General features: G+C 68.1%; 23 protein-coding genes. 16 read left to right on the plus strand and 7 right to left on the minus strand.

Features of this window, described 5'->3' with window-relative positions:
- Positions 1-8: 8 nt before the first annotated feature.
- Complete coding sequence (locus TU34_RS00720) at positions 9-476, minus strand: SRPBCC family protein (protein ID WP_045820925.1); 468 nt, start codon at positions 474-476, stop codon at positions 9-11.
- A gap of 150 nt (positions 477-626) precedes the next feature.
- On the opposite strand from TU34_RS00720, the gene exaC reads away from it, so the two are divergent.
- From exaC to TU34_RS00740, 4 genes are all read left to right on the plus strand, one after another.
- Positions 627-2150: an acetaldehyde dehydrogenase ExaC gene (gene exaC / locus TU34_RS00725; RefSeq protein WP_045820926.1), complete on the plus strand. Its 1524-nt coding sequence runs from the start codon at positions 627-629 to the stop codon at positions 2148-2150.
- Between the two features lie 36 nt (positions 2151-2186).
- Positions 2187-2603, plus strand: a complete 417-nt coding sequence (locus TU34_RS00730) for a DUF779 domain-containing protein (protein ID WP_045820927.1) — start codon at positions 2187-2189, stop codon at positions 2601-2603.
- Positions 2604-2722: 119 nt separating this feature from the next.
- Positions 2723-3109, plus strand: coding sequence for a DUF779 domain-containing protein (locus TU34_RS00735; protein ID WP_045820928.1), 387 nt, complete (start codon positions 2723-2725; stop codon positions 3107-3109).
- 50 nt (positions 3110-3159) lie between these two features.
- Positions 3160-4050, plus strand: a complete 891-nt coding sequence (locus tag TU34_RS00740; protein ID WP_045820929.1) for an SDR family oxidoreductase — start codon at positions 3160-3162, stop codon at positions 4048-4050.
- Between the two features lie 12 nt (positions 4051-4062).
- On the opposite strand, the gene TU34_RS00745 is transcribed toward TU34_RS00740, so the two are convergent.
- From TU34_RS00745 to TU34_RS00755, 3 genes are read right to left on the minus strand one after another with little or no spacing between them, the layout of a single operon-like run.
- Entirely contained in the window at positions 4063-5379 is a 1317-nt protein-coding gene (locus tag TU34_RS00745) for a hypothetical protein (RefSeq protein ID WP_150116315.1), read from the minus strand.
- Positions 5380-5412: 33 nt separating this feature from the next.
- Complete coding sequence (locus TU34_RS00750) at positions 5413-6240, minus strand: SDR family NAD(P)-dependent oxidoreductase (RefSeq protein ID WP_045820992.1); 828 nt, start codon at positions 6238-6240, stop codon at positions 5413-5415.
- A 13-nt stretch (positions 6241-6253) separates the two neighbouring features.
- Entirely contained in the window at positions 6254-7501 is a 1248-nt protein-coding gene (locus TU34_RS00755) for an MFS transporter (protein WP_045820931.1), read from the minus strand.
- Positions 7502-7588: 87 nt separating this feature from the next.
- Here TU34_RS00755 and TU34_RS00760 point away from each other — a divergent pair, with 87 nt between their 5' ends.
- The 3 genes from TU34_RS00760 to TU34_RS00770 all read left to right on the plus strand — a co-directional run bounded on the left by TU34_RS00760 (position 7589) and on the right by TU34_RS00770 (position 10231).
- Positions 7589-8470, plus strand: coding sequence for a LysR family transcriptional regulator (locus TU34_RS00760; RefSeq protein ID WP_238981113.1), 882 nt, complete (start codon positions 7589-7591; stop codon positions 8468-8470).
- 7 nt (positions 8471-8477) lie between these two features.
- A complete protein-coding gene (locus TU34_RS00765; RefSeq protein WP_045820933.1) occupies positions 8478-9353 on the plus strand; it encodes a haloalkane dehalogenase in 876 nt (291 codons plus the stop codon).
- Between the two features lie 299 nt (positions 9354-9652).
- Positions 9653-10231, plus strand: coding sequence for a TerD family protein (locus tag TU34_RS00770; RefSeq protein ID WP_045820934.1), 579 nt, complete (start codon positions 9653-9655; stop codon positions 10229-10231).
- Positions 10232-10248: 17 nt separating this feature from the next.
- Here the strand turns inward: TU34_RS00770 and TU34_RS00775 are convergent, their stop codons facing one another.
- Positions 10249-10929, minus strand: coding sequence for a response regulator (locus TU34_RS00775; protein ID WP_275041715.1), 681 nt, complete (start codon positions 10927-10929; stop codon positions 10249-10251).
- On the minus strand, positions 10926-12101 hold the full coding sequence (locus TU34_RS00780) for a sensor histidine kinase (protein ID WP_052688562.1): 1176 nt from the start codon (positions 12099-12101) through the stop codon (positions 10926-10928). Before TU34_RS00780 ends, TU34_RS00775 begins: the two co-directional genes overlap by 4 nt.
- 172 nt (positions 12102-12273) lie before the next feature.
- On the opposite strand from TU34_RS00780, the gene TU34_RS00785 reads away from it, so the two are divergent.
- Together TU34_RS00785 and TU34_RS00790 are read left to right on the plus strand one after the other, a co-directional pair.
- Positions 12274-12819: a hypothetical protein gene (locus tag TU34_RS00785; RefSeq protein ID WP_045820935.1), complete on the plus strand. Its 546-nt coding sequence runs from the start codon at positions 12274-12276 to the stop codon at positions 12817-12819.
- A gap of 53 nt (positions 12820-12872) precedes the next feature.
- Positions 12873-13361 (plus strand): hypothetical protein, encoded by a 489-nt coding sequence (locus TU34_RS00790; RefSeq protein ID WP_045820936.1) that lies wholly within the window; start codon positions 12873-12875, stop codon positions 13359-13361.
- Here the strand turns inward: TU34_RS00790 and TU34_RS00795 are convergent.
- On the minus strand, positions 13345-14370 hold the full coding sequence (locus tag TU34_RS00795) for an alpha/beta hydrolase (RefSeq protein WP_045820937.1): 1026 nt from the start codon (positions 14368-14370) through the stop codon (positions 13345-13347). The two genes, TU34_RS00790 and TU34_RS00795, sit on opposite strands and share 17 nt — an antisense overlap.
- A gap of 100 nt (positions 14371-14470) precedes the next feature.
- Between TU34_RS00795 and TU34_RS00800 the strand changes: the two genes are divergently transcribed.
- The 7 genes from TU34_RS00800 to TU34_RS00830 all read left to right on the plus strand — a co-directional run bounded on the left by TU34_RS00800 (position 14471) and on the right by TU34_RS00830 (position 26422).
- A complete protein-coding gene (locus TU34_RS00800; RefSeq protein ID WP_045820938.1) occupies positions 14471-15400 on the plus strand; it encodes an ABC transporter ATP-binding protein in 930 nt (309 codons plus the stop codon).
- Complete coding sequence (locus tag TU34_RS00805; protein WP_045820939.1) at positions 15397-16200, plus strand: ABC transporter permease; 804 nt, start codon at positions 15397-15399, stop codon at positions 16198-16200. Before TU34_RS00800 ends, TU34_RS00805 begins: the two co-directional genes overlap by 4 nt.
- Positions 16201-16226: 26 nt before the next feature.
- On the plus strand, positions 16227-17393 hold the full coding sequence (locus TU34_RS00810; protein ID WP_238981114.1) for a sensor histidine kinase: 1167 nt from the start codon (positions 16227-16229) through the stop codon (positions 17391-17393).
- A complete protein-coding gene (locus TU34_RS00815) occupies positions 17390-18004 on the plus strand; it encodes a response regulator transcription factor (RefSeq protein WP_045820940.1) in 615 nt (204 codons plus the stop codon). The genes TU34_RS00810 and TU34_RS00815 overlap by 4 nt, the downstream gene beginning before the upstream one ends.
- A gap of 109 nt (positions 18005-18113) precedes the next feature.
- Positions 18114-20063 (plus strand): EAL domain-containing protein, encoded by a 1950-nt coding sequence (locus TU34_RS00820; protein ID WP_045820941.1) that lies wholly within the window; start codon positions 18114-18116, stop codon positions 20061-20063.
- 301 nt (positions 20064-20364) lie between these two features.
- A complete protein-coding gene (gene gltB / locus TU34_RS00825; protein WP_045820942.1) occupies positions 20365-24963 on the plus strand; it encodes a glutamate synthase large subunit in 4599 nt (1532 codons plus the stop codon).
- Positions 24956-26422, plus strand: coding sequence for a glutamate synthase subunit beta (locus TU34_RS00830; protein WP_045820943.1), 1467 nt, complete (start codon positions 24956-24958; stop codon positions 26420-26422). Before gltB ends, TU34_RS00830 begins: the two co-directional genes overlap by 8 nt.
- Positions 26423-26468 lie beyond the last annotated feature (46 nt).

A 26468-nucleotide genomic window follows, 5' to 3' on the forward strand; every position in this document is an offset into this window, starting at 1 on the left:
TCCCGCGATCAGGCGAAGCGTGCGGCGAGACGCTTGAGGGTCTCGGTGATGCCGTCGCCGTTCTTCTTGTCGTAGCCGGTCAGCGTGAGCGCGGCCGGGAGCTTGGCTGTGCCGTAGTTGAACGACTCGGTCACCGTGGTGACGCCGGGCGTCTTCTCGTCGAGTTCCCAGCGCCACTTGTGGCCCATCGGGTGCTGCCACTCGACGACCTTGTCGGGCACGATCTCGGTCGCCTTCGAGGTGATCTTGTAAGGAAAGCCGAACTGCTTCATGCCGACGCTGAACTTGGCGCCGGTGGTCAGGCGGTCGGGGCCCTTCACGGCGGTGTCGCGCACGGTGCCCGACCCGTCGAGCTCGTGATGGCGGTGCGGGTCGGCCACGAGGGCGAAGATCTGCGACGCCGGCGCATTGACCTGCACCTGGCGGGCGACGATCTTCGGGCCGATGTCGACTGAGGTCACGGTGGAGTTCGTCATGTCCCTCACGCTACTCATCCGCTCCCACGATGCAACGGGCTTGCAACGTCGGTCGGCGTAGCGTTTGTGGTGCACATCACAAGTACCCCGTGCAGTGATGACGACAGCTGTCGTCCCAGGATGCGCGGGTCAGGACAGGGAGGTCCAGACATGGCAGTGTTCGCCAACCCCGGAACCGACGGCGCGGTGATGAACTTCGAGTCGCGCTACGACAACTGGATCGGTGGCAAGTGGACGCCGCCGGTGAAGGGTCAGTACTTCGAGAACCCGTCGCCGGTCAACGGCAAGACGTTCTGCGAGGTCGCCCGCTCGACCGCCGAGGACATCGACCTCGCCCTCGACGCCGCCCACGCGGCCGCCCCCGCGTGGGGCAAGACGTCGGTCGCCGAGCGCTCGCTGGTGCTGCTGAAGATCGCCGACCGCATCGAGGCGAACCTCGAGAAGATCGCCGTCGCCGAGTCGTGGGACAACGGCAAGGCCGTCCGTGAGACGCTCGCCGCCGACATCCCGCTCGCCGTCGACCACTTCCGCTACTTCGCGGGAGCGCTTCGTGCGCAGGAGGGTTCGCTGTCGCAGGTCGACGAGGACACCGTCGCCTACCACTTCCACGAGCCGCTCGGCGTCGTCGGCCAGATCATCCCGTGGAACTTCCCGATCCTCATGGCGGTCTGGAAGCTCGCCCCGGCACTCGCCGCGGGCAACGCCGTCGTACTCAAGCCGGCCGAGCAGACCCCTGCGTCGATCCTGTTCCTCATGTCGATCATCGGCGACCTGCTGCCCGACGGTGTCGTCAACATCGTCAACGGTTTCGGCGTGGAGGCGGGCAAACCGCTCGCGTCGAGCAACCGCATCCGCAAGATCGCGTTCACCGGTGAGACCACGACCGGCCGCCTGATCATGCAGTACGCCTCGGAGAACATCATCCCGGTGACCCTCGAGCTCGGCGGCAAGAGCCCGAACATCTTCTTCGCCGACGTGATGGCCTCCGACGACGGGTTCCGCGATCGCGCGCTCGAGGGCTTCACGATGTTCGCGCTCAACCAGGGCGAGGTGTGCACCTGCCCGAGCCGCGCGCTCATCCAGGAGTCGATCTACGACGAGTTCATCGATCTCGCCGTCACCCGCGTCGAGAAGATCAAGCAGGGCAACCCGCTCGACACCGACACCATGATGGGTGCCCAGGCCTCCAACGATCAGTTCGAGAAGATCGTCTCGTACCTGAGCATCGGTCAGGAAGAGGGCGCGAAGGTGCTCACCGGCGGTGAGCCGCTCAAGCTCGACGGTGATCTCGCCGGCGGTTACTACGTGAAGCCGACGGTGTTCGCGGGCAACAACAAGATGCGCATCTTCCAGGAGGAGATCTTCGGACCCGTGCTCTCGGTCGCGACGTTCTCCGACTACGCCGAGGCCATGTCGATCGCCAACGACACCCTCTACGGGCTCGGCGCGGGCGTCTGGTCGCGTGATGGTGCCACCGCCTACCGCGCGGGTCGCGAGATCCAGGCCGGTCGTGTGTGGACGAACACCTACCACGACTACCCGGCACACGCGGCCTTCGGCGGCTACAAGGCGTCGGGCATCGGGCGCGAGAACCACCTGATGATGCTCGAGCACTACCAGCAGACGAAGAACCTGCTCGTCGGCTACGCCCAGGGAGCGAAGGGCTTCTTCTGATCCGCTCGCGCCACCTGCACTACGAAAGAGACCGTGATGACTGCTGCTACCGACAGGGTCGTCGCCACTGACTCCGCCGTGGAGCTCCTGACCAAGTTGTCGGAGCTCCACGGCGGCCTCATGATCCACCAGTCCGGTGGATGCTGCGACGGCTCGGCGCCGATGTGCTACCCGGCCAACGAGTTCCGCGTCGGGCAGCGCGATGTGCTGCTCGGCGAGATCGACCTGGCCGAACCCATTCCCGCGGTGCGGGTCTGGATCCAGGGCGATCAGTACGAGGTGTGGAAGCACACCCAGCTGATCCTCGACGTGGTGCCCGGCCGAGGCGCCGGGTTCAGCCTCGAGGCACCCGAGGGAGTGCGGTTCCTGGCTCGCTCGCGGGTCTTCAACGAGGCCGAGAACACCTGGCTCGACGCATGCCCGCCGCGGCGGGGAGCCGAGTTCGCGACCTGAGTGAAGCGGGTTCACCCGCGTGACCTGCACCGCCGCCCCGGTTCGTCTGTGACCAAGACGACCGGGGCGGTCTGCGTCCCGGGGTCGCGCGTCGCGTCGCAGCGGCTCACGATGGAGCGATGACCGTCGATGACCTGCCCGTTGTCTCGCACGACCTCGTGCTGGCGACCGGCGCCGCCGTCGAGGTGCTCACCGCCCTCACCGAGGTCCACGGTCAGCTCCTCATCCACGAGGCCGGCGGGACCTGCGCCGGGTCGGACCCCATGTGTCACCCGGTGCGCGAGTTCCGCGTCGGCCTACGTGACGTGGTGGTCGGCGAGATCGCACTCCCCAGTCCGCTGCCCCCGACCCAGGTGTGGGTGTCGCCCGAGCGCCACGAACTGTGGCACGACGCCGACATCGTGCTCGGTGTCGCCGCCGGCCGCGGGTCGGGGTTCAGCCTCGAGGCGCCCGACGGCATCCGATTCGTCGCGCAACCCTTCGCCGGCCCCGGCATCGACCGCTAGGTTGGAACCGCCCACGACGCGAAGATGTCGGGTCGGGGTAGGAGAAGTCGATGTCGTCTGTGCGGGGCAAGGTCGTCCTCATCACCGGTGGTGCTCGCGGGATCGGATGCGAGACCGCCCGAGCGTTGGTCGGGAAGGGCGCAAAGGTCGTCCTCACCGATCTCGATGAGGGACCACTGGGGTTGATCGGTGAGGAACTGGGATCGTCCGCGGTCACCGTCGTCGCCGATGTCACCGATCTGGCGGCCATGGAACGCGCCGTCGCCGCCGGCATCGAGGCCTTCGGGGGGATCGACATGGTCCTCGCGAACGCCGGGATCGCCAGTTACGGGTCGGTGCTGAACACCGATCCGATCGCGTTCCGCCGAGTCGTCGACATCAACATCACCGGTGTCTTCCACACCGTGCGTGCGGCGCTGCCCTCGGTGATCGAACGCAAGGGATACATCCTCGTGGTGTCCTCGCTCGCTGCGTTCACCCCCGCGCCCGGCCTCGCCGCCTACAACGCGAGCAAGGCCGGTGCCGAGAACTTCGCCAGCGCGCTGCGTCTCGAGGTCAAACATCTCGGCGTCGATGTCGGTTCGGCGCACATGTCGTGGATCGACACCCCGCTCGTGCAGGACGCGAAGAAGGACCTCACCGCTTTCGCCGAGATGCTCGACGCGCTGCCCGGCCCGCTGAGCAAGACCACCACCGTCGACAAATGTGTCGACGCGTTCGTCGCCGGACTCGAGAAGCGCAAGCGCCGCGTGTTCGTCCCCGGATGGGTCGGTGCCATCGGATGGCTGCGCAACGTGATCACCTCGCCGATCGGCGAGAAGTCCTCTCTCGCACAGGCTCCCACGGTCATCCCGAAGATGGACGCCGAGGTCGCGGCCCTCGGCCGCTCCACCAGCGCACGCAACATCGACAGCGGTGCGGTGGTCGAGAGCGACCACTGAGCGCTCAGGCTCTCAGTCGGCTGTCGCGGGCGAGCGGCGCAGAAGGATCAGAGCAGCGGCACTGCAGACCGCAGTCGTGACGACGGCGCTGACGGTCCCGGTGGCTGTGGCGGCCGAATAGCTCAGCCCACCGAAACCGTCGAGTCCGTCGGCGTCGGTGAGTGGCGTGTAGGCCGTCCACCCCACGGTGGCGCCGGTGGTGCGGGTCAGCAGTGGCAGCGCCACCAGAGCGCCGATCACGATCGCACCGTCAGGCGGTGTGGCTCCGTGAACCGCGGCGACCAGGACGAACCCCGCCACGGCGGGGACCACGAACGCGCCGCCCAGCACCGGTACCGCCGCGGAGAGATCACCGTCGAGGAACTGTGTCGCGGTGAGCACCGTGAGCGCCGTCAACCCACCCACGACGAGCAGAGGCGCCCGTTTCGATTGCGGCTCACGAGAGAGAACAACTGCTGCCGCGGCGCCGATTCCGATGAGCGCGGTGATGATCAGGGCCATCGACGCCCCGCTCGTCGTTATACCGTCGGCGCCGTGCGCGGCCACCACGGCGACGGCGGCGAGCCAGATCGCACCGCGCCGACCCGGGGTCACCAGCGCGATCACGACGGCCGCCACGGTGAGAACGTAACCGCCGAGGAATGTGTTCAGTCCGGTCGACTGCTGCGTCGTGGAACTGATCCAGCGCAGGAACCACCAGAACACGAGTGCGCCGCCGACCGTGGTCGCGGCTGCGATGCCCACCGACGACAGTGGAGGTCGCTCGATCGCCTCGGCGAACCGGCGCCGGTGCAGCACCACCAGAACGATCACCGCAGCGACTACCACAGCCGCACCGATGACGAGGACCGGGTCACCGGCGAAGCGAGTGTACGGACCGTCGGACGGGATGTAGTCGGCGTAGCGGCGCGGCGTCGACGGCTCCCGACGGCGTATGCGGGCCAGTGCGGGTACCGCGTAGCCACCGGCGGCGAAACCCGCGACGGCGGCGGCGAGAACAGTCCGCCGCCCGATCGTCGACGCGAGAGCAACCGCGCCGCCGAGTGCTGCGCCGGCCCCGATGGTCGCTACCACGGGCTGGGTGTCGAGAAGCGCGGCGACGACGAGAACGACAGCGCCCGCTCCCATCCCGACGAGTGTGACGCCGACCCGTTTCGGTAAAGCCGCCACGAGCAACGCCAGCAGTCCGCCGATCGCGATGGCCGTGGGACTGGATTCGACCGGGAAACTCGGCAGCGATGCCGAGAAGCCGAATACGTCGCCCTGCGATGTGGGCGCGGTGAGGACGCCACCCGTCACCAGGGCGATGGCGATGACGCTGGAAGTCACCGCGATCAGCCGGTGATCGAGATGCACCATCGGTCAGCGGCCGACGAGTTCGGCGCTGATGTCCCAGAGGCGTTCGGCCAGTGCCATGTCCGTGCTCTGACGGCTCGAGGTGGCGGGCTTGCGTTTGGCGAAGTAGCCACCGGGCTCCCAGTCGGAACCGGGTGTCGAGGTGGCCAGCCACACGAGCGTGTCGGCGCCCTTGCTCGGCGAGATCGTGACGAGGTTCTTGATCACGGGCGTGTGGTAGGCGAATCGCATGACGTGGGTGGTGTCGCTGGCGAAGTTGGTGCCGACGATACCGGGATGGAACGAGGCTGCCGTAATCCCGCGGTCGCCGTATCGCTTCTGCAGCTCACGGGTGAACAGGATGTTCGCCAGTTTGGCGTCGCCGTAGGCCTTCTCGGGCGAGTACCCCTTCTCGTTCTGGAGGTCGTCGAGGTCGAGTCGACCCCATTGCTTGGCCGCGACACTCGCCGACTGGATCACGCGTGCGTTGCTCTCGGTGAGACGGTCGATGAGCAGGTCGGTCAACAGGAACTGTGCGAGATGGTTGACCTGGAAGGTCTTCTCGAACCCGTCGACGGTCACTTGGCGATCACCCATGATGCCGCCCGCGTTGTTGGCCAGCACGTCGATCCGTGGGTACTCAGCCAGCAGGGTCGCCGCGAGGTCGCGCACCTGGGCCAGCTCGGCGAAGTCGGCGACGTGATGGGGGACGCCCAACTCGCGCGCCACCGCCGCGGTCTTCTCCGGTGATCGGCCGACGAGTACGACGTCGTGGTCCGGGGCGAGTGCACGCGCGGCGGCGGCCCCGATCCCATCGCTGGCGCCGGTGATGACGATCGTCTCGCGTGGTGTCATGGCGCCCATCGTGTCAGGCGGTGACGGCGGCCTTCTCGTGCGCCGTACGGATGAGGACGACCCCGGCCAGCACGACACCGATCACCATCAGAACGCCCACATAGCCGACAACACCGACCCATCCGGCGGCGGTGAAGGCCAGGCCGCCGAGCGCGCCGGCGACCGAGCTACCCAGGTAGTACCCGAACAGGTACAGCGACGAGGCCTCGGCGCGGTGATCGCTCGCCCGGGCTCCGACCCAACTGCTGGCGACGGAGTGGGCTCCGAAGAACCCCGCGGTGAAGAAGAAGATCCCGACGAGGGTGCTCGGCAGCCAGTCGGGCACGGTGATCACGAGACCCGCCACCATCACGGCGATCGAGATCCACAGGACCCGTCCTCGTCCGTGCCGGTCGGACATGCGGCCCGCGTAGCTCGACGAGAACGTACCGGCGAGGTACATGACGAACACCAGGCTGACGATGCTCTGCGGCAACGAGAACGGCGAATCCAGGAGTCGGTAGGCGAGGAAGTTGTAGACGGTGACGAAGCCACCCATGAGGACGAACGCGAGACCGAACAGGCACAGCATGGGCACATCACGAAGATGCCCGGCGAGGTTGCCCACCACGATCCGCGCGGTGACCCGCTGCGGCACGAAGTTCCGCGACGGGGGGACCAGCCGGATGAACACGATCGCGAAGCCGAGCGACACCAGGCAGGCGATCTCGAGCGCCCACCGCCAGTCGACGACATCGGCGGCCAAACCCGGCACGAGACGCCCGGTGAGGCCACCGATCGTGGTGCCGGAGACGTAGTATCCCATGGCTTTTCCGAGTGACGGGCCGTCGATCTCCTCGGCCAGGTAGGCCATCGCAACGGCGGGGACACCGGCGCACAGGACACCGACGAGAGCGCGTCCGGCGAGCAGGATCTCGATGTTCGGTGACCACGGCAACACCAGTCCCAGCACAGAAGCCGCGACCGCCGAGATCACCATCACGCGCACGCGTCCGTACCGCTCAGACAGCACACTCGCGGGGATGATGGTGAGTGCGAGCAGCCCGGTGGTGAGCGACACCGTGAGCGCCGACGTCGTCGGCGAGACCCCGAAGTGGTCGGAGAAGACCGGAAGCATCGCCTGCACGTGGTACATCGCCATGAACGCGGCCATGCCGGCCGCGAACAGCGCCAGCGTCGCCTTGCGGAACTCTCGCGATCCGGCGGGATGGCCGTCGAGGTCCGTCACAGCTGGGCTGGGCGTGCGCACTGCTGAACTCATTCACCTGAGATTTCCACGTGGTCCATCGAAAAGGAAATGAATCGTTTCGACATCTCTCATGCGTCGCACGCATATAGCCTGATCGGCGTGCAGTCGGATTTCGAATGGTTCGTCGATCTCGCGGAGACCGAGAACGTCAGCGTCGCCGCGCAGCGACTCCACGTGTCGCAGCCGACGCTCTCGCGGGCGTTGGCGCGACTCGAACGCGAGGTCGGGGCGACCCTGTTCGACCGACGTGGCAAGCGGCTCACGTTGAACGACCGTGGCCGCGTCTATCTGACGCACTGCCGTCGGGCCCGGGCCGAGATGGAGGCCGCGCGCCATCAGATCGCGGACATGATCGACCCGGTCGAGGGCACGATCCACCTGTCGTTCCTGCATTCGTTCGGTGTGCGGTTGGTGCCCGAATGGATAGGGGCGTTCCGGCGCGACGCCCATGTGTCGTTCACCCTCAGCCAGGACGCCGCCGAGACGGTCGTCGGCCGAGTCCTGTCCGGGGAGGCCGATCTCGCCGTCGTCTCGCCCCGCCCGCGTAGCACCGAGGTCGCCTGGGCGCCGCTGATGCACCAGCGCCTCGGACTCGCCGTGCCGGTGGACCATCGGTTCGCGGCCCGCTCGGAGGTCGCGTTCGACGAGGTCGCCTCCGACCCGTTCATCGCGATGGCACCCGGGTTCGGTATGCGCCGCATCCTCGACGAGCTGTGCGCTGCCAATGACTTCCGACCCGACATCACCTTCGAGTCGACCGAGCTGGGCACCATGGCCGGTCTCGTCGGTGCCGGTCTCGGGGTTGCGGTGCTCCCCATCGAGGACGGTGCGCACACCCCGGAGACCGTGTCGCTCATCCCACTGTCGGGATCGCAGACCACTCGCGAGATCGGGCTGATCTGGCAGCGTGACCGCGCCCTGCCGCTCCCGTCCGCACGGTTTCGCGACTTCGTCGTCGAACGGTGCGCCACCGGTTCATGATCGACGGATGGACGTCTTCCGCACCCCTGACGATCGCTTCGAGAATCTTCCCGGCTGGGACCACGAGCCCCGGTATCTGGAGTGGGAGGGAATGCGTGTCCACTACGTCGACGAGGGCGCGGGCGATCCGATCGTGCTGTTCCACGGCGAACCGACGTGGAGCTACCTCTACCGCACGATGATCGGCCCGCTGGTCGACGCCGGCCACCGCGTGATCGCCTACGACCACATCGGTTTCGGACGTTCCGACAAGCCCACCGACCGGCAGTGGTACACCTACGACCGGCATTCCGCCGTCGCCGACCACGTGCTCGACGAACTCGGTGTCGACAACGCGACCGTCGTCGTGCAGGACTGGGGCGGGCCCATCGGCCTGCGCTGGGCGGCCGAACACCCCGACCGTGTCGCGCGACTGGTCATCATGAACACCGGCCTGTTCACCGGCAAGGTCAGCAAGGGGTTCCTGGCGTGGCGCGACTTCGCCGAGCGCACCCCGGATCTGCCGGTAGGCGCGATCATCTCCGGCGCGACCGCCACCGACGTGCCGCCCGAGGTGATCGCGGCCTATGACGCGCCGTTCCCGACCGTCGAGTCGAAAGCCGGCGCCGCGCAGTTCCCGCTGATCGTGCCCGTCGATGCCGAATCGGTCGGCGCCGACGTCCTCACACGGGTCTCGGATGACCTCAGCCGCTGGCAGAAGCCGGTGCTGCTGGCGTTCTCCGACAGCGATCCCGTGTTCCCGCACCCGCGGTCGGGCCAGGTGTTCACCGACCTCATCCCCACGGCGGGAGAACAGGTCACCATCACCGGCGCCGCGCACTTCCTCCAGGAGGATCGCGGCGAGCAGATCGCCGCAGAGATCATCGCGTGGATGGGCGCCTGATCCCCTCGGCTCTTCGGCGTTCCGCGAAGCGCGGTCAGGCGGCGATGGGTGTGGTGTGTCTCTCCGCTGCGCCATTCTTAGGCGGACGGCAGGTCGCGCACCGGTGAACTCCCGCCGACCGGCCCAACCCGCCCCAACCTGACGAACCCGCCGCCAGTACGTGGCGGGTTCGCCAGCTCGTGGCGGGCCGGGTATCGGGACCCACCGACAATCGTTCCTGACCGCGCTCCGCGGAGCGCGGTCGATACCCTGGGAGAGAGCGCAGCGAGGGCGCGCTCACCGGTCGGAGGAGGTAACGGATGTCGGTGTCGTTGGCCAAGGGTGGAAACGTCTCGCTGAGCAAGCAGGCGCCTGACCTCCGTGCAGTGAGTGTCGGATTGGGATGGGACGTACGGGCCACCACCGGGGCCGACTTCGACCTCGACGCCAGTGTGCTCGCCGTCGGACCTGATCGAAAGGTGTTGTCCGACAGCTACTTCGTCTTCTACAACAACCTCACCTCACCCGACGGGGCGATCGTGCACACCGGCGACAATCTCACCGGCGAGGGTGACGGTGACGACGAGTCGGTCAATGTCGACCTCAAGGCCCTCGATCCCCGGGTCGAGTCGATGATCTTCGCGGTCACCATCCACGATGCGGACAACCGCCGACAGACCTTCGGTCAGGTGGTCAATGCCTTCATCCGCGTCGTCAACATCGACGACGGTGTGGAGCTCGCGCGCTACGACCTCAGCGAGGATGCCTCCACCGAGACGGCGATGGTCTTCGGCGAGCTGTATCGACGCAACTCCGAATGGAAGTTCCGAGCGGTGGGCCAGGGCTACGCGAGCGGGCTGGCCGGCATCGCACGTGACTTCGGCGTCGACGTCGACTGAATCGCGTTCGGGCCGCGTCAGCCCGAGACGAGCCCGTGACGATGCGCGAAGGCGATGGCCTGGCCGCGGTCTCGGAGCGCCAACTTCGCGAACACGTTGTTGATGTGGGTCTTCACGGTGGACTCGCTGACGAACAGCGCCTTGGCGATCTCGCGATTGCTGGATCCATCGGCCATGTGCACGAGGACCTCTCGCTCGCGGGCGGTGAGTGCGTCGAGTTCGGGCGGTGACGCGGTCGCCACAGACGGACCGGCGGAACGGACGGCACCGGCCAGAAGGCGTTGCTGCACAGTGCGATCGAGGACGGACTGTCCGGCGGCGGCTGCGCGGATGGCGGCGGCGATCTCGTGGCGGTTCGCATCCTTGGTGAGGTAACCGCGGGCGCCCGCGTCGAGTGCGCGGAAGATCGACTCGTCGTCGTCGAAGGTGGTGAGCACGACGACGGGTAGGTCGGGAGACGATTCGCCGATGATGCGGGTGGCCTCGGCGCCGTCCATCCCGGGCATCCGGAGATCGGTCAGCACCACATCGGGCTGATGTTCCGCCACGAGGTCGACGAGTGCGGCTCCGTCGGCCGCGGTACCCACGATCGACAGGTCGGCCACGAGGTCGAGCATCGCGGCCAGTGCGTCGCGGATGGTGGCCTGATCATCGGCGATGACGACCCGAATCGGCTGGGCGGAGTCGGCGGCGGTCACCGGGGCACCTCGATCGCGACGGTCCAGCCCGCGCCCGGATCGGCGACGGTACCGGGCCCGGCGGTGAGCGTCCCGCCGATCTCCGCGGCGCGTTCCCGCATACCGACCAGTCCCATGCCCGACCCTCCGGTGAATCGCTCTGCGTGCGTGCCCCTGCCGTTGACCACAGTCACACGAAGCGCGGCGGACGTGAATTCCAGGGCCACCGTGATGGGTGCCCCGGCCGCGTGACGGCGGGCATTGGTGAGTGCCTCGCCGACGATGCGGGCGAGGTGCGCGGCGACCTCGGGTGCGGGCTCCCACGGTTCGCCGTCGGTCGACACCGTCTCGCGACCTCCGGTCACCAGGGCGCGGATCGCGGTGACGAGATCACGCGACTCCTCCCGTAGGGCGTACACCGCACGTCGTGCCTCGACGAGTCCGTCGGCCACCATGCCCTGGGCCGTCTTCACCGCCTGTCGCCCCTCGTCGGCGCGACCGTCCTCGAGCAGCGCATCGGCGAGATTGAGCTGCATGTTCACCCCGGACAACGAGTGCGCGAGGACGTCGTGGATCTCGCGTGCGACCCGGGCCCGTTCGGCCAGCACCTGCGCCCGGCTCTCCGAGGCGATCGCCCGGTCGGTCTGTTCGACCTTCTCGCGTGCCAGACGCATGGCCTCGCTGCGGTCGCGGCGCGTCATCCCGATGAGCACGGCCAACCCGACGAGCAGCGGCCAGTACGCCGTGCCGTCGACGCGGATCGACGTCGCGATGAAGGCGGTGGCGGAAGTGGTCGCGGCGACGACGATCGCCGGGACGGTGGCGAACCGGAACCCCGCGGTGCCGGCGATGATGGGGGCGAACGCGGTGACCGCGCTGGTCGGGTCGAACGCGAAGAGCAGTCCGGCGACGACACCGGCGGCCAGGGTGGCGAGAAAGCCGATCGGGCGCGGTAACAAGGCGGGATCGAGCAGACGCATCGACATCCCCAGCGTCCCCAGGACCATCAGGATCACGCCGTAGAGACCGGTGCCGGAGAACCCGAGCGGCGAGACCGTGAGCCAGGCCCACACCACCACTGCGACGTTGATCAACGGGAACAGTCGCGACACCGTCGCGTCGGTGATCCCGGTCCCCGCGAAGCCGTCGGCCGGTACCGGCGGCGCCAGTCGGGACAGGTTCGGAACGCGCATAGGTGACCACGATGCCACCGACCGTGCGTGTCCGTCCTCCACCCACGGGTGGAGACATATGTCCACCCCGCACTCCACTGTCGGGTCGATCCGCTTTCCGTTGTGGCGCAGCAGAGTTGTTCTCGAGCGACACACCGGTCGCCACGGATCGTCACCCACGAAGGAGAACACCATGTCGGACCTCAGCCAGGCAGTCGAGATCAGCGGCGGAATCTTCGCCCTCATGATGGCGACGCAGTACGGCACACGTCATTTCGGCCTGCACAAGATCGCGATGCCCGTTCTCGCGGTGGCCGGCTTCGGCTACGCCTACCTCAAGGACGCGCCGACCGACCACAACTCGATCGTCCTGTACCTCGTCGGCGCGGGTATCGGAGCGGTGTTCGGACTCCTGGCCTACTTCGCCACGGCCATGTGGGCCGATCGCTCCACCGGCAAGATCATGACCCGCTGCACGACCGCCTTCGTCTCGGTGTGGTTGGTCGCCATGGCCGCACGGATCGGATTCGTGTGGGCCGTCTCCGACAACGCGTCCTTCCGGACCTGGGTGGGCGAGCACATGATGTCGCTGCACCTCACGTCCGACGCGATCGCCCCGTTCTTCGTGATCTGGGCACTGGTGATGGTCGTGGGCCGTGTCGTCGCCCTCACCGCCCGCTCGGCCCGGCTGCGCGCCGAGGTCCGCGCGTCGTCCACCGACTTCGCCCTCGCTCGCTGAGCGGGTGACCGGACGTCCACCGCACCGCGAACACACCATCGGAAAGGCACATCATGCTCGCCAACATCGTCATCGCCGTCGCCGTGATCGGCCTCATCCTCTACCGCCAGATGCGCCCGACACCGGTCGGCGGTTCACCCAAGATCACGGTGATCCTCACCGTGATCGGCGCCGTCGTCGCCGTGAAGTCCCTCGATGGCACCGGGGTCGGCGCTCTCGACCTCGTCGTGCTCGGCGTGTCGACCGTCGTCGGTCTGGCCATCGCGGTGGTCCGTGGCCACACGGTGCGGATCTACCGCGATCCCGCCACGAACACCGCCTATGGCCGCGGCACCGCCCTCACCGCGGGACTGTGGCTGGCAGGCATCGCCGCCCATGTCGGGATCGACCTGCTCGCGTCGGCCGACGTCAGCGGATCGACGCTGCTGTTCTACCTCGGGTCGGTGCTGCTGGTGCAGAACCTCGTGGTGACGGCCCGCGCACGGCACGCCGGTCTGCCCCTGGCCGAGACCGACGCGGGCAAGGTCAGCGCGAATCGGTGACGCGCGAGCGATCGAACTGATCGGACACGAAAGAGGCCGCCGCGCGCACCGCGCGAGCGGCCTCTGGTCCGAACAGGGGGAACATCTGGAACACGTGGGTCTGGTCGGGCCAGATCTGCAGCTCGCTGGAACCACCGGCGTCGGTGATGCGCCGGTGGATGTCTCGCGCGTCGTCGGCCATCACCTCCAGCGAGCCGGCCTGGATGAGGGTCACGGGCAGATCCATGTCGGCGGTGAGATCGATGTGCAGGCGGGGATCGTCCGCGGCGGCATCGCCGAGATACATGCGGATCACGTTGGCGCCCAAGCGCGCATCGATCAGCGGGTCGCGGTGACCGCCGCGCTGCCGGGCCAGCGACAACTCGAAGGTCGGATCCGACAACGGCGAGAACAACACCATCGCCCGCGGCTGACCGAGCCCGTGGGCGTGGTTGTGCGCCAACAGATCCAGGGCCATGTGGCCGCCGGCGGAATCGCCCGCGATCACGATCTGGTTCGGCGAGTATCCGCGGTCGAGCAGCCATCGGTATCCGGCGATCGCATCGTCACCGGCGGTGGGGAACCGGTACTCGGGCCCGAGGCGGTAGTCGAGACTGAAGGCCGGCATACCGGTGAGCGTCGACAACCGCGACACCAGACCGCGATGGGTACGCGGAGAACACACCACGAACCCGCTGCCGTGCAGGTAGTAGATGATCGTGGCGCTCGGCCCCACACCGCGCCCGTGGACCCACTCGCCGCGGACGCCGCGTCGCTCGTGCACCGGGCTGATCGTTGTCCCGCGGGGGACCGGACTCAACGCCACGATGGTGCGGTTCACCACCGGCCGTGCCCGTCGGATCATCGTCGGGGTCGGAGAGTTGACCGCGTCGGCCGAGCGGAGCCCGAATCCCGAGATCAGGGCGGGCAGCGTGCGCTGCATCGAGGAATTGAGCGACCGGGACCGCCTCGAGCCGCGGGGCGTGTGCCAGGGCTGCACGGGATCACCGATGTCGTTGGACGCGACCATCAACCGACCATAACCCCGATTATCGAGATGACATCTGTCATTCGAGATCCGTGACATCCGATCCCGGTGCGAGGCCCTTGGCGACGGCATCGTCATCGGCATGAACATCCCACTCGCTCTCCACACCGAAGGACTGACGAAGTCGTTCCGCGGACCACGGTCGCAGACCGTGCGTGCCGTCGACGGCGTCGACCTGTCCATCCGCCAAGGCGAGGTCGTCGCCTTCCTGGGCCCCAACGGCGCAGGCAAGACCACGACCCTCGACATGATCCTCGGACTCACCCGACCCGATTCGGGCACGGTCGAGTTGTTCGGCACCACGCCCGACGCCGCGACCGCATCGGGGCGGATCGCCGCGGTGACCCAGACCGGCGGGCTGCTGCCCGACTTCACCGTCGCCGAGACGGTCCGCATCGTCGCCTCGACCTTCGGCGTGCGTGATGTCGACGACGTGATGGACCGGGCGTCGATCACCGACATCGCCGGCCGCAAGGTGTCGAAGTGCTCCGGCGGCGAGCAGCAGCGCCTGAAGTTCGCGCTCGCGCTGCTTCCCGATCCCGACCTCATCGTGCTCGACGAGCCCACCGCCGGGATGGACGTCGAGTCCCGACGTGCGTTCTGGGCGACGATGCGCGCCGACGCCGGACAGGGACGCACCGTCCTGTTCGCCACGCACTACCTCGAGGAGGCCGACGACTTCGCCGACCGCATCGTGATGATCGCCGGCGGCAGGGTCGTCGCCGACGGCTCGACCGCGGCCATCCGCGCGCAGTCCTCGGGCCGCGTGGTCTCCGCGGTCGTCGATCCCGCCCGCATCGGCTGGATCACCGACAACGCGCCCGGTGTCACCGCCAGCGAGGTCCGCGGCGGTCGACTCCACCTGTCCACCAGCGATTCCGATGCCGTCGCACGGTTCCTGTTCACCGCCACCGACGCCCACGACCTCGAGATCGTCGCCCACGACCTCGAGGATGCGTTCGTCGCCCTCACCGCCCCCACCACCCAGAGCACCCCGGAGACGATCAGATGAGCACCCTCACCCCGACTGCACCCTCCACCGGCGGCGGCCCGCTACGCGGCTTCTCGCCCACCTATGTCCGCCTCGACGTCCGACGCGTGCTGCGCAACCGGCGGGCGATGATCTTCACCCTCGCCATGCCGACCCTCCTCTACATCGTGTTCGGCGCGACCCAGAAGTACGGCGGCGACGACAGGATCGGCCACGCCAACACCGCCGCCTACGTGATGGTGCACATGGCCGTCTACGGCGCGATCCTCGCGACCACCACCAACGCCGCGTCGGTCGCCCTCGAACAGCAGGCCGGATGGACGCGAACCCTGCGACTGACGCCGCTGACGTCGTTGGGATACGTCGTGACCAAGGCCCTCGTCGCCCTCACCATGGCGGCCCTGCCGCTGATCCTGCTGTCGATCGTCGGTGTGTTCACGGGTGCCCGCGCGCCGGTGGCCATCTGGATCGGCTCGGTGCTGCTCGGCTGGATCGGTGCCTCGGTGTTCGCCGCCTTCGGCATGGCGATGGGCAGCGCCCTCAAATCGGAGGCCGCGATGCAGGTCAGCGGCGGTGTCCTCACCCTGCTGGCCTTCGCCGGCAACCTGTTCGTGCCGCTCAAGGGCGCGATGCTGACCTTCTCCATGTTCACCCCGATGTTCGGCATCAACACGCTGGCCAACTACCCGATGACCGGAGGCGACACCGTCTACGGCGACCACATCGCGCTCTGGATCAGCCTGCTGAACATCGTGGTGTGGGCGTCGATCTTCACCGCGGCCGCCGTGTGGTTCTACAACCGCAGCACCGATCGTCAATGACGCCGCTCGCGCTTAGAGTCGACCCCGTGAGCACTGCGTCACCCGAGTCAGCGACCACCGAGCCCACCGCGCCACGCCGGCGCGGTGGGTTGCGGGGGTGGGTACGCGGACGGGGGCGCGACGACCTGCGATGGGCGTTCCCGGCGATCTGGCTGATCTTCCTCGGCTATCCGATCGCCTCCCTGCTCGCCGCCGACGAGACCGCGACACGCACCGCGGTCGGCATGGCCCTCATCGCCGCGTTCGCCGTGACCTACGTCCTGGCGTGTGTCCACGTGATCCCGATGCGCCACGACAACCCCGACCCGGCGATCGCGCTGCGGTATTTCACGGCGCTGAGCGCGATCACGGTCGCGACCACGCCGATCCTCGCCAACGGCAGCCTCGCTTTCGGACCGTTCCTCATCGCCATCACGGTGTTCGGGTTGGCGCAACGTATGGGCTTCGTGGTCACCGGCATCGTGATCGGCCTCGCCGTCCTCGGACCGGAGTTCATCCCCGGTTGGGATTTCGACCCGGGAACGGTCATCGCGCTCATCGTGTCGGGTGGGGCGATGATCGCGGCCCGCAATCTGCAACTGCGCGAACGGGAACGCGAGGCGGCCGAGGAACGGCAACGCGAGCTCGACGAGCAACTGGCCGTGGTCGCCGAACGTGAACGGGTCGCGCGCGATGTCCACGACATCCTGGGGCACTCTCTGACGGTCATGACCCTGAAGTCGGAGCTGGCCGGGCGCCTCGTCGACATCGACCCCGAGCGTGCGAAAGCCGAATTGGCCGAGCTGCACTCGATGTCGCGCCAGGCGCTGGCCGAGGTACGGGCGACCGTCGGCGGATTGCGGACACCCGACCTGCGCACCGAACTGGCCTCCGCGCGCACCGCGTTGACCGCGGCCGCCATCGTCGCCGACCTACCGCAGGCGCCGGAGGATCTGGCCCCGTCGCGCTCGGCGCTGTTCGCCTGGGTGCTGCGGGAGTCGGTGACGAACGTGGTGCGCCACAGCGGAGCCGCCCGGTGCAGCGTCTCGGTCGAGGCCGACCGGCTCGAGGTTGTCGACGACGGCTGCGGCATCCCCGACCACGCCTTCGGCAACGGCTTGCGAGGACTCACCGAGCGTGTCGAGGCGGCCGGCGGCGACCTGTACGTGCGTGCGACTTCCGGCGGGACCGCGGTGGAGGTGATCCTCGCGTGAGTGCACCGATCCGACTGCTCCTCGCCGACGACCAGGCGCTGGTGCGGGGCGCCCTCGCGGCGCTGCTCGATCTCGAGAACGACATCACCGTGGTGGCGCAGGTGGGCCGCGGAGACGAGGTGGTCGACGCCGCGCGGGCGGCCGCCGCCGACGTGTGCCTGCTCGACATCGAGATGCCCGGCGCCGACGGCATCGAGGCCGCTGCACGGGTCAAGGCCGAACTCCCGCAGACCCGTTCGTTGATCGTCACGACATTCGGTCGCCCCGGGTACCTGCGGCGCGCGGTCGAGGCAGGTGCTTCCGGGTTCGTCGTGAAGGACACGCCCGCAAGCGAACTCGCCGACGCGGTGCGACGCGTGCACGCCGGCCTGCGGGTGATCGACCCGACGCTGGCCACCGAGAGCCTCACCGACGGAGACAGTCCGTTGACCGAACGGGAACGTGACGTGTTGCGCGCGGCTCTCGACGGGGCGACCGTCGCCGCCATCGCCGGCCAGGTGCATCTCACGCCGGGGACGGTGCGCAACTATCTGTCGAGCGCCATCGGCAAGACCGGCGCGTCCACGCGGGCCGAGGCCGCCGTCACCGCCCGGCGTCGCGGCTGGTTGTAGACCCGCTGTTCTGTCACATCGCGGTTCGCGGTCCGGTGTGTGGTTCGTCGGGCTACGCTTTCCGAAACTGAGTGGGGTAAAAGAGCTGCCTCGCCTGGGGGGAACAACGATGTCGACCGACGCCGCGCGATCTCTCGACGACCTGCTGGGTCCGTCGGGTCGGGTGCGGTCGGTGTATCAACCGATCCTCGACCTGCAGACCCGTGTCGTCGTGGGGTACGAGGCTCTCGCCCGCTTCCCGGGGACTCCCGAACTCGGTCCGGCCGAGATGTTCACCGCCGCCCGTGACATGGGCGTTCTCGGCGATCTCGACTGGGAGTGCCGCCGCGCCGCGATGACCGGAGCGCTCCACGCGGGTGTCCGCGGCCCGCTGCACCTGTTCATCAACCTCGAACCAAGCGTCCTGGGCACGCCCCCACCGTGGAGGGTCGACCCCCGCGAGGTGTCGGAGGCGGTGGGCATCGTCCCGACCGTGATCGAGCTGACCGAGCGGGCCCTGCTGACCGATCCGCGCTCGGTGTTGTGGGCCGCCGACTGGGCCAGGGAACGCTCGTGTCTCGTCGCTCTGGACGACGTCGGGGTCAATCCGGACTCGGTGGCGATGCTCTCGGTCATCCGACCGGACATCATCAAGCTCGACCGGGTGATGCTCGGCCCTGAGTTCGCCTCCGAACACCGTCGCACTCTGCGCGCGGTGTGGGACCACGTCAGCGACAGTGACTGCCGGATCCTCTGTGAGGGAATCGAATCCGACGACGACCTCGATCGTGCGCGAGCGTTGGGTGCGACCCTGGTGCAGGGCTACCACCTGGGCATGCCGGGCCCGCTGGAGATCACCGCCGACATCCTCGACGCCGAGAGCGGGTCGACCGTGTTGGCCATCGAGCCCGAGGCGCCGTCGGTGATCCCCTCGGTACCGGCGGATCTGCTGCGACGGGTGCCGACACGCACCTCGCCACTGCGTCAGATCGCCACTCTGGGATCGGGTTTCGAGGAGGCCGCCGCCCGCGACGGCACCATCGGGCTGATCCTGCTCTCGATCCATCTGCCCGAGTTGTTCACCGCCACCGCGGCCGCGAGGTTCGCCGAGCTCGCGGAGTCGAACACCCTCGTGGGGGTGGTGGGGGTGGGCACCGCCCTGCCCGAGGGCGTGCGCGGCGCCCACATCCAACCGCTGCGCGAGCACGTCGCGCTCGCCGTGGTCGACCCCGACGGGTCCACGGCCGTGGTCGCCCGCAACCTCGGCGACACCGGGCCGGTCGGGGACCGCCGCTACGAGTGGGCCATCACCCATGACGAACGCGAGGTGGCCGGCATCGCCCGTGCCCTGCTGCGCCGGCTGGCCCCGCTCCCGTCGACCGACGTCGCACAGGGACACCGCATCGCCGCCCACGCCACGTCGGGTGACCACCGCGCTCTCCTGTCGGAGCTGGCGCAGACGGCGGCACGGGCCGTGCCCGGTGCCGAGAGCGTCGGGCTGTCGCTGGTGTCGCGCGACCAGGGACTGACCACGATCGCCGCCAACGACCAGTACCCGGTGCTGCTCGATCAGCTCCAACAGCTCTACGGGGTGGGGCCCAGTCTCGAACCGAGCGACGACGACACCGTGATCCACATCTCCGACCTCGCCTCCGACGAACGGTGGCCGGAGTACAGCCGCGTCATCAACTCTGCGGCACCGATCGGCACCGTGCTGTCGTTCCGCCTGTTCACCGGTCTCGACACCTCCGGCTTCATCACGTTCTACGCCCAGGAGTCCCATGCCCTCGATCCGAGTGCGGTCGAGGTCGCCCACGAGCTCGCCCGCCACACCCAGCAGTACTGGATCTCACTGCGTGCGTTGACCGCTCGTGACGCCCCGACCCCGATCCCGCGGGGTCGCCTGGCGGCGGCCATCGACGACGCGGTCGGCGGACCGGAGGCGCCGGCGAGCCACACCGCCGCACCCGACACCGGTCGCATGGGCCGGGTGCGCGAGGTCTTCGACCGGGCCGTGCGGGAAGGCCGTCCGGTCGCGGCGGTCGCGACCGAGGGATCGTGCGGGGCCACGGGGACATGACCACCGCGGTCAGTGGTGGTGGGCGATTTCTGTGGTAGCCGCCTTCCGTGAGAAAATTGTCCGATGATCACGTGCAGGGCGACCCCTTGCCGGGGTCGACGACGCCACGTCCGGTGACGGGCTGGCGTGCACCGTTGAAGCAATGGGGCTGCAACGTTGGGTGCGGATACCGTGGGCCGGGGCGTAAGCGCTGGTCAGAGCCGTGATTAGGTTGTCCTCATAAGGGTTTGCCGAGCGGTGGTGCCGTAATCTGGGAAGCAGTGAGGCGTTCTCGCGTTACGCGATGTAAGGGCGAACAACAATGAAGCAGGCACCCGGCCCCCAGGGCCTTTACCACCCGGTCAACGAGCACGACTCGTGCGGCGTCGCCTTCGTGGTCGACATGCACGGCCGCCGTTCGCGCGACATCGTCGACAAGGCGATCACGGCGCTGGTCAACCTCGAACACCGCGGTGCCGCGGGTGCCGAGCCGAACACCGGCGACGGCGCGGGCATCATGATCCAGGTCCCCGACGCGTTCCTGCGCGCGGTCACCGATTTCGAACTCCCCGCCGAGGGTGAGTACGCGACCGGCATGGCGTTCCTGCCGCAGGGCTCCGGCGATGCCCGTACGGCGTGCGAGTCGGTCGAGAAGATCACCGAGTCCGAGGGCCTCACCGTTCTCGGATGGCGCGAGGTCCCCACCGACGACACCTCGCTCGGCGCCCTCGCCCGCGACGCGATGCCGACCTTCCGTCAGATCTTCGTCGGCGGTGCCTCGGGCGACGAGCTCGAGCGGCGCGCCTTCGTGGTGCGCAAGCGCGTCGAGACCGAGCTCGGCAGCAAGGGTGCCGGCCAGGACGGACCCGGACGCGAGACCGTCTACTTCCCGAGCCTGTCGGGTCGCACCTTCGTCTACAAGGGCATGCTGACCACGCCGCAGCTCCGTGGCTTCTACCTCGACCTGCAGGACGATCGGGTGGAAAGCGCTCTGGGGCTGGTGCACTCGCGCTTCTCCACCAACACCTTCCCGTCGTGGCCGCTGGCGCACCCGTTCCGCCGCATCGCCCACAACGGTGAGATCAACACCGTCACCGGCAACGAGAACTGGATGCGCGCCCGCGAGGCGCTGATCGACACCAGCGTCTTCGGCGACTCGGTGGCCGAGAAGATCTTCCCGGTGTGTACCGAGGGAGCCTCGGACACCGCGCGTTTCGACGAGGTGCTCGAGCTGCTCCACCTCGGTGGCCGATCGCTGCCGCACTCGGTGCTGATGATGATCCCCGAGGCGTGGGAACGTCACGAGAGCATGAAGCCCGAGCACCGGGCGTTCTACGAGTACCACTCGACGCTGATGGAGGCCTGGGACGGCCCGGCGTCGGTGTGCTTCACCGACGGCACGGTGATCGGTGCGGTGCTCGACCGTAACGGCCTGCGCCCCAGCCGGATCTGGGTCACCAAGGACGGTCTGGTCGTGATGGCGTCAGAGGTCGGTGTCCTCGACATCGATCCCGCCGACGTCGTGCAGAAGCTGCGTCTGCAGCCCGGCCGCATGTTCCTCGTCGACACCGATCAGGGACGTATCGTCGACGACGCCGAGATCAAGGACGAACTGGCGTCGCTGCACCCGTACCAGGAGTGGCTCGACAAGGGCTTCCTCCGGCTCGGTGACCTGCCCGACCGCCCGCACACCCACATGCCCCACGATCGGGTTCGACTGCGCCAGCAGGTGTTCGGCTACACCAGCGAGGAGCTCAGCCTCCTGGTGACGCCGATGGCGGCCAGCGGTGCGGAGGCCATCGGCTCGATGGGCACCGACACCCCCATCGCCGTGCTGTCGCTGCGGCCCCGCACATTGTTCGACTACTTCCAGCAGCGCTTCGCCCAGGTCACCAACCCGCCGCTCGACGCGATCCGCGAAGAGGTCGTCACCAGCATCGGCGTGACCATCGGCAAGGAGGGCGACCTGCTGAACCCGACGGCCGACTCGTGCCGTCAGATCGCGCTGCCCCAGCCCATCCTCGACAACGACGCGTTGGCCAAGTTGGTCCGCATCAACGACGACGGCAACTACCCCGACTTCCGCAGCGTGCAGATCCGTGGTCTGTACCCGGTCGCCGAGGGCGGCGAGGGCATGCGCCAGGCGCTCGAGGACGTGCGTCGCCAGGTGTCCGAGGCGATCGCCGACGGTGTGCGGTTGATCGTGTTGTCCGACAGGGAATCCGACGAGAAGCTCGCCCCGATCCCGTCGCTGCTGCTGACCTCGGCGGTGCACCACCACCTCGTGCGTGAGAAGACCCGCACCCAGGTCGGGCTGCTCGTGGAGGCCGGTGACGCCCGCGAGGTGCACCACATGGCGTGCCTCGTCGGTTTCGGCGCCGCGGCCATCAACCCCTACATGGCACTCGAGTCGATCGAGGACATGGCCGAGCGGGGTGTGCTGAAGGACGCGAAGGGTGAGCCCCTCGACTTCGTGACCGCGCAGGCCAATTACGTCAAGGCCGCGGGCAAGGGCGTGCTCAAGGTGATGAGCAAGATGGGCATCTCCACTCTCGCCTCGTACACCGGCGCGCAGCTGTTCCAGGTCATCGGTATCGGCCAGGAGACGGTCGACGAGTACTTCACCGGCCTGCTCAGCCACCTCGACGGCGTCGGTCTCGACCAGATCGCCGCCGACGTCGCCGCGCGTCACGCGCTGGCGTTCGAGGCCCGTCCCGAGGAGCGCGCGCACCGCGAACTCGAGGTCGGCGGCGAATACCAGTGGCGTCGCGAGGGCGAGTACCACCTGTTCAACCCGGACACGGTGTTCAAGCTCCAGCACTCGACCCGCACCGGTCAGTACTCGGTGTTCAAGGAGTACACGAAGCTCGTCGACGACCAGTCACGCAAGATCGCCTCTCTGCGTGGACTGTTCGACTTCAACTTCGGTGACCGCGACCCCATCCCGATCGACAAGGTGGAGCCCGCGAGCGAGATCGTGAAGCGGTTCTCGACCGGCGCGATGAGCTACGGCTCGATCTCCGGTGAGGCCCACGAGACGCTGGCCATCGCCATGAACCGTCTCGGCGGCCGCTCGAACTCCGGTGAGGGCGGCGAGAGCGTCGACCGCTTCGAGCCCGACGAGAACGGCGACTGGCGGCGCAGTGCGATCAAGCAGGTCGCCTCGGGTCGCTTCGGCGTCACCTCGCACTACCTGACCAACTGCACCGACATCCAGATCAAGATGGCGCAGGGCGCCAAGCCCGGCGAGGGTGGCCAGCTGCCGCCGCACAAGGTGTACCCCTGGGTCGCCGAGGTCCGCGGCTCCACTCCCGGCGTCGGGCTGATCTCGCCGCCGCCGCACCACGACATCTACTCGATCGAGGATCTCGCCCAGCTGATCCACGACCTGAAGAACGCCAACCCGGCCGCGCGTATCCACGTGAAGCTGGTGTCGGAGGTCGGTGTCGGCACCGTCGCCGCGGGTGTGTCGAAGGCGCACGCCGACGTGGTGCTCATCTCCGGGCACGACGGTGGCACCGGTGCCACCCCGTTGACATCGGAGAAGCACGCCGGCGCACCGTGGGAGCTCGGCCTCGCCGAGACCCAGCAGACGTTGCTGCTCAACGGTCTCCGCGATCGCATCGTGGTCCAGGTCGACGGTCAGCTCAAGACCGGCCGTGATGTCGTCGTCGCCGCACTGCTCGGTGGCGAGGAGTTCGGGTTCGCCACGGCGCCACTGGTGGTGTCGGGCTGCATCATGATGCGTGTCTGCCACCTCGACACCTGCCCCGTGGGTGTCGCGACGCAGAACCCCCTGCTGCGGCAGCGGTTCACCGGTAAGCCCGAATTCGTCGAGAACTTCTTCATGTTCATCGCCGAGGAGGTGCGTGAGCTGTTGGCGCGCCTGGGCTTCCGCACGCTGCAGGAGGCGGTCGGCCAGGTCAAGGCCCTCGACACCACCAAGGCGCTGGCTCACTGGAAGGGCGCGAAGGCCGGCAAGCTCGACCTCTCGCCGATCCTGGCCGAGGCCGACTCGCCGTTCATGAACCAGGACCTCTACTGCTCGGGCAGCCAGGATCACGCGCTCGACAAGGCGCTCGATCAGCAGCTCATCGCGCAGAGCCGTCCGGCGATCGACAAGGGTGAGCGCGTCTCGTTCACCTCGGCGATCTCGAATGTCAACCGCACGGTCGGCACCATGCTGGGCCACGAGGTGACGAAGGTGTACGGCGCCACCGGACTTCCCGAGGGCACGGTGATCATCGACTTCACCGGGTCGGCGGGCAACAGCTTCGGTGCGTTCCTGCCCAAGGGCATCACCCTGCGTCTCGAGGGCGACGCGAACGACTTCGTCGGCAAGGGTCTCTCGGGTGGACGCATCGTGGTGCATCCCTCGAAGGTCGCGCCGGAGAGTTTCGTCGCCGAGGAGAACATCATCGCGGGCAACGTGATCGGGTTCGGCGCCACCGGCGGCGAGATCCTGCTGCGCGGCGTGGTGGGCGAGCGGTTCTGCGTTCGCAACTCCGGTGCCGTCGCGGTGGTCGAGGGTGTGGGTGACCACGGTTGTGAGTACATGACCGGTGGACGGGTGGTCGTCCTCGGCGACACCGGGCGCAACTTCGCGGCCGGCATGTCCGGTGGTGTCGCCTACGTCTACGACCCGTTCGGCAAGCTCCCCGACAATCTCAACACCGAGCTCGTGGAGCCCGAGGCGCTCGAGGACGATGACGTGGAGTTCCTGCACGGGATCATCGAGAAGCACCGCAACGAGACCGATTCCCCGGTGGCCGCAGCCATTCTGGCCGACTGGGACAACACGCAGGGCAAGTTCACGAAGGTGATGCCCCGGGACTTCAAGCGGGTTCTGGCGGCCATCGCCGACGCCGAGAAGGCCGGGCGTGACGTGGACGAGGCGATCATGGAGGCAGCTCGTGGGTGACCAAAAGGGTTTCATCAAGTACACCGAACGTGAGCTCCCGGCACGTCGGCCGGTCGATCTGCGGCTGATGGACTGGAAAGAGGTCTACGCCGAGTACGACCACGAGACGCTGCAGCGCCAGGCCAGCCGGTGCATGGACTGCGGTATCCCGTTCTGCCACAACGGCTGCCCGCTGGGCAACCTGATCCCGGAGTGGAACGACCTCGTCTACAAGGGGCAGTGGGAGGACGGCATCGACCGTCTGCACGCCACCAACAACTTCCCGGAGTTCACCGGTCGGTTGTGTCCCGCGCCGTGCGAGGCATCGTGTGTGCTGGGCATCAACCAGCCCGCCGTGACGATCAAGCAGGTCGAGGTGGAGTTGATCAACAACGCCTTCGACAACGGCTGGGTCAAGCCCGTGATGCCGACCAAGGAGACCGGTAAGACGGTCGCCGTCGTCGGTTCGGGTCCCGCGGGACTCGCTGCGGCACAGCAGCTCACCCGCGCCGGCCATACCGTCACGGTGCTCGAGCGCGCCGATCGGATCGGCGGACTGCTGCGCTACGGCATCCCCGAGTTCAAGATGGAGAAGCGCCACATCGACCGTCGCGTCGAGCAGATGGAGGCCGAGGGAACCACGTTCCGCACCGGCGTCAACGTCGGCGTCGACCTCTCGGTCGAGGAGCTCCGGTCGTCCTACGACGCGGTGATCCTCGCCAACGGCGCCACCAGCTGGCGCGACCTGCCCATCCCGGGCCGCGAGCTCGAGGGCATCTACCAGGCCATGGAGTTCCTGCCGTGGGCCAACAAGGTGCAGCTCGGCGACGACGTCGTCGGCGAGGACGGTCAGCCGCCGATCACCGCGAAGGGCAAGAAGGTCGTCATCATCGGCGGCGGTGACACCGGTGCGGACTGCCTCGGCACCTCGCTGCGTCAGGGTGCCGAGATCGTCCACCAGTTCGAGATCATGCCGCGGCCGCCGGACGAGCGCGCCGAGAGCACCCCGTGGCCGACCTACCCGCTCATGTTCCGCGTGTCCTCGGCCCACGAGGAGGGCGGCGAGCGCGTGTTCTCGGTCAACACCGAGAAGTTCACCGGCGAGAACGGCAAGGTCACCTCGCTCTCGGCTCACGAGGTCGTGATGAGCGGCGGCAAGTTCGAGAAGGTCGAGGGTTCGGAGTTCGAGCTCGAGTGCGATCTCGTCCTGCTGGCCATGGGCTTCGTCGGTCCCGAGCGCGAGGACTTCCTCGACAAGCTCGGCGTCGAGTACAACGGTCGCGGAAACGTGGTGCGCGACGACGACTTCCAGTCCACCGTGCCCGGTGTCTTCGTCGCCGGTGACGCCGGTCGCGGACAGTCGCTCATCGTGTGGGCCATCGCCGAGGGGCGCTCCGCCGCCGCCGGCGCCGACCGCTACCTCACGCAGGAGACCTACCTTCCCGCGCCGATCCACCCGACGCAGGCACCTCAGCGCTGACCTGAATTACTCCGCCACAACGCCCCTCGTCGATCGCGACGGGGGG

It is taken from the genome of Williamsia herbipolensis (assembly GCF_000964005.1).
GTDB lineage: Bacteria > Actinomycetota > Actinomycetes > Mycobacteriales > Mycobacteriaceae > Williamsia_A > Williamsia_A herbipolensis.

Excerpts from the sequence above, each read along its gene's own strand:
- TU34_RS00750 (WP_045820992.1), bottom strand. The coding sequence starts at position 6,240 with ATGACACCACGCGAGACGATCGTCATCACCGGCGCCAGCGATGGGATC.
- TU34_RS00805 (WP_045820939.1), top strand. The coding sequence starts at position 15,397 with ATGAGCACCCTCACCCCGACTGCACCCTCCACCGGCGGCGGCCCGCTA.
- TU34_RS00780 (WP_052688562.1), bottom strand. The coding sequence starts at position 12,101 with ATGCGCGTTCCGAACCTGTCCCGACTGGCGCCGCCGGTACCGGCCGAC.
- TU34_RS00820 (WP_045820941.1), top strand. The coding sequence starts at position 18,114 with ATGTCGACCGACGCCGCGCGATCTCTCGACGACCTGCTGGGTCCGTCG.
- TU34_RS00730 (WP_045820927.1), top strand. The coding sequence starts at position 2,187 with ATGACTGCTGCTACCGACAGGGTCGTCGCCACTGACTCCGCCGTGGAG.
- TU34_RS00785 (WP_045820935.1), top strand. The coding sequence starts at position 12,274 with ATGTCGGACCTCAGCCAGGCAGTCGAGATCAGCGGCGGAATCTTCGCC.
- TU34_RS00740 (WP_045820929.1), top strand. The coding sequence starts at position 3,160 with ATGTCGTCTGTGCGGGGCAAGGTCGTCCTCATCACCGGTGGTGCTCGC.
- TU34_RS00770 (WP_045820934.1), top strand. The coding sequence starts at position 9,653 with ATGTCGGTGTCGTTGGCCAAGGGTGGAAACGTCTCGCTGAGCAAGCAG.
- TU34_RS00800 (WP_045820938.1), top strand. The coding sequence starts at position 14,471 with ATGAACATCCCACTCGCTCTCCACACCGAAGGACTGACGAAGTCGTTC.
- exaC (WP_045820926.1), top strand. The coding sequence starts at position 627 with ATGGCAGTGTTCGCCAACCCCGGAACCGACGGCGCGGTGATGAACTTC.
- gltB (WP_045820942.1), top strand. The coding sequence starts at position 20,365 with ATGAAGCAGGCACCCGGCCCCCAGGGCCTTTACCACCCGGTCAACGAG.
- TU34_RS00795 (WP_045820937.1), bottom strand. The coding sequence starts at position 14,370 with ATGGTCGCGTCCAACGACATCGGTGATCCCGTGCAGCCCTGGCACACG.
- TU34_RS00755 (WP_045820931.1), bottom strand. The coding sequence starts at position 7,501 with ATGAGTTCAGCAGTGCGCACGCCCAGCCCAGCTGTGACGGACCTCGAC.
- TU34_RS00720 (WP_045820925.1), bottom strand. The coding sequence starts at position 476 with ATGACGAACTCCACCGTGACCTCAGTCGACATCGGCCCGAAGATCGTC.
- TU34_RS00735 (WP_045820928.1), top strand. The coding sequence starts at position 2,723 with ATGACCGTCGATGACCTGCCCGTTGTCTCGCACGACCTCGTGCTGGCG.
- TU34_RS00765 (WP_045820933.1), top strand. The coding sequence starts at position 8,478 with ATGGACGTCTTCCGCACCCCTGACGATCGCTTCGAGAATCTTCCCGGC.
- TU34_RS00790 (WP_045820936.1), top strand. The coding sequence starts at position 12,873 with ATGCTCGCCAACATCGTCATCGCCGTCGCCGTGATCGGCCTCATCCTC.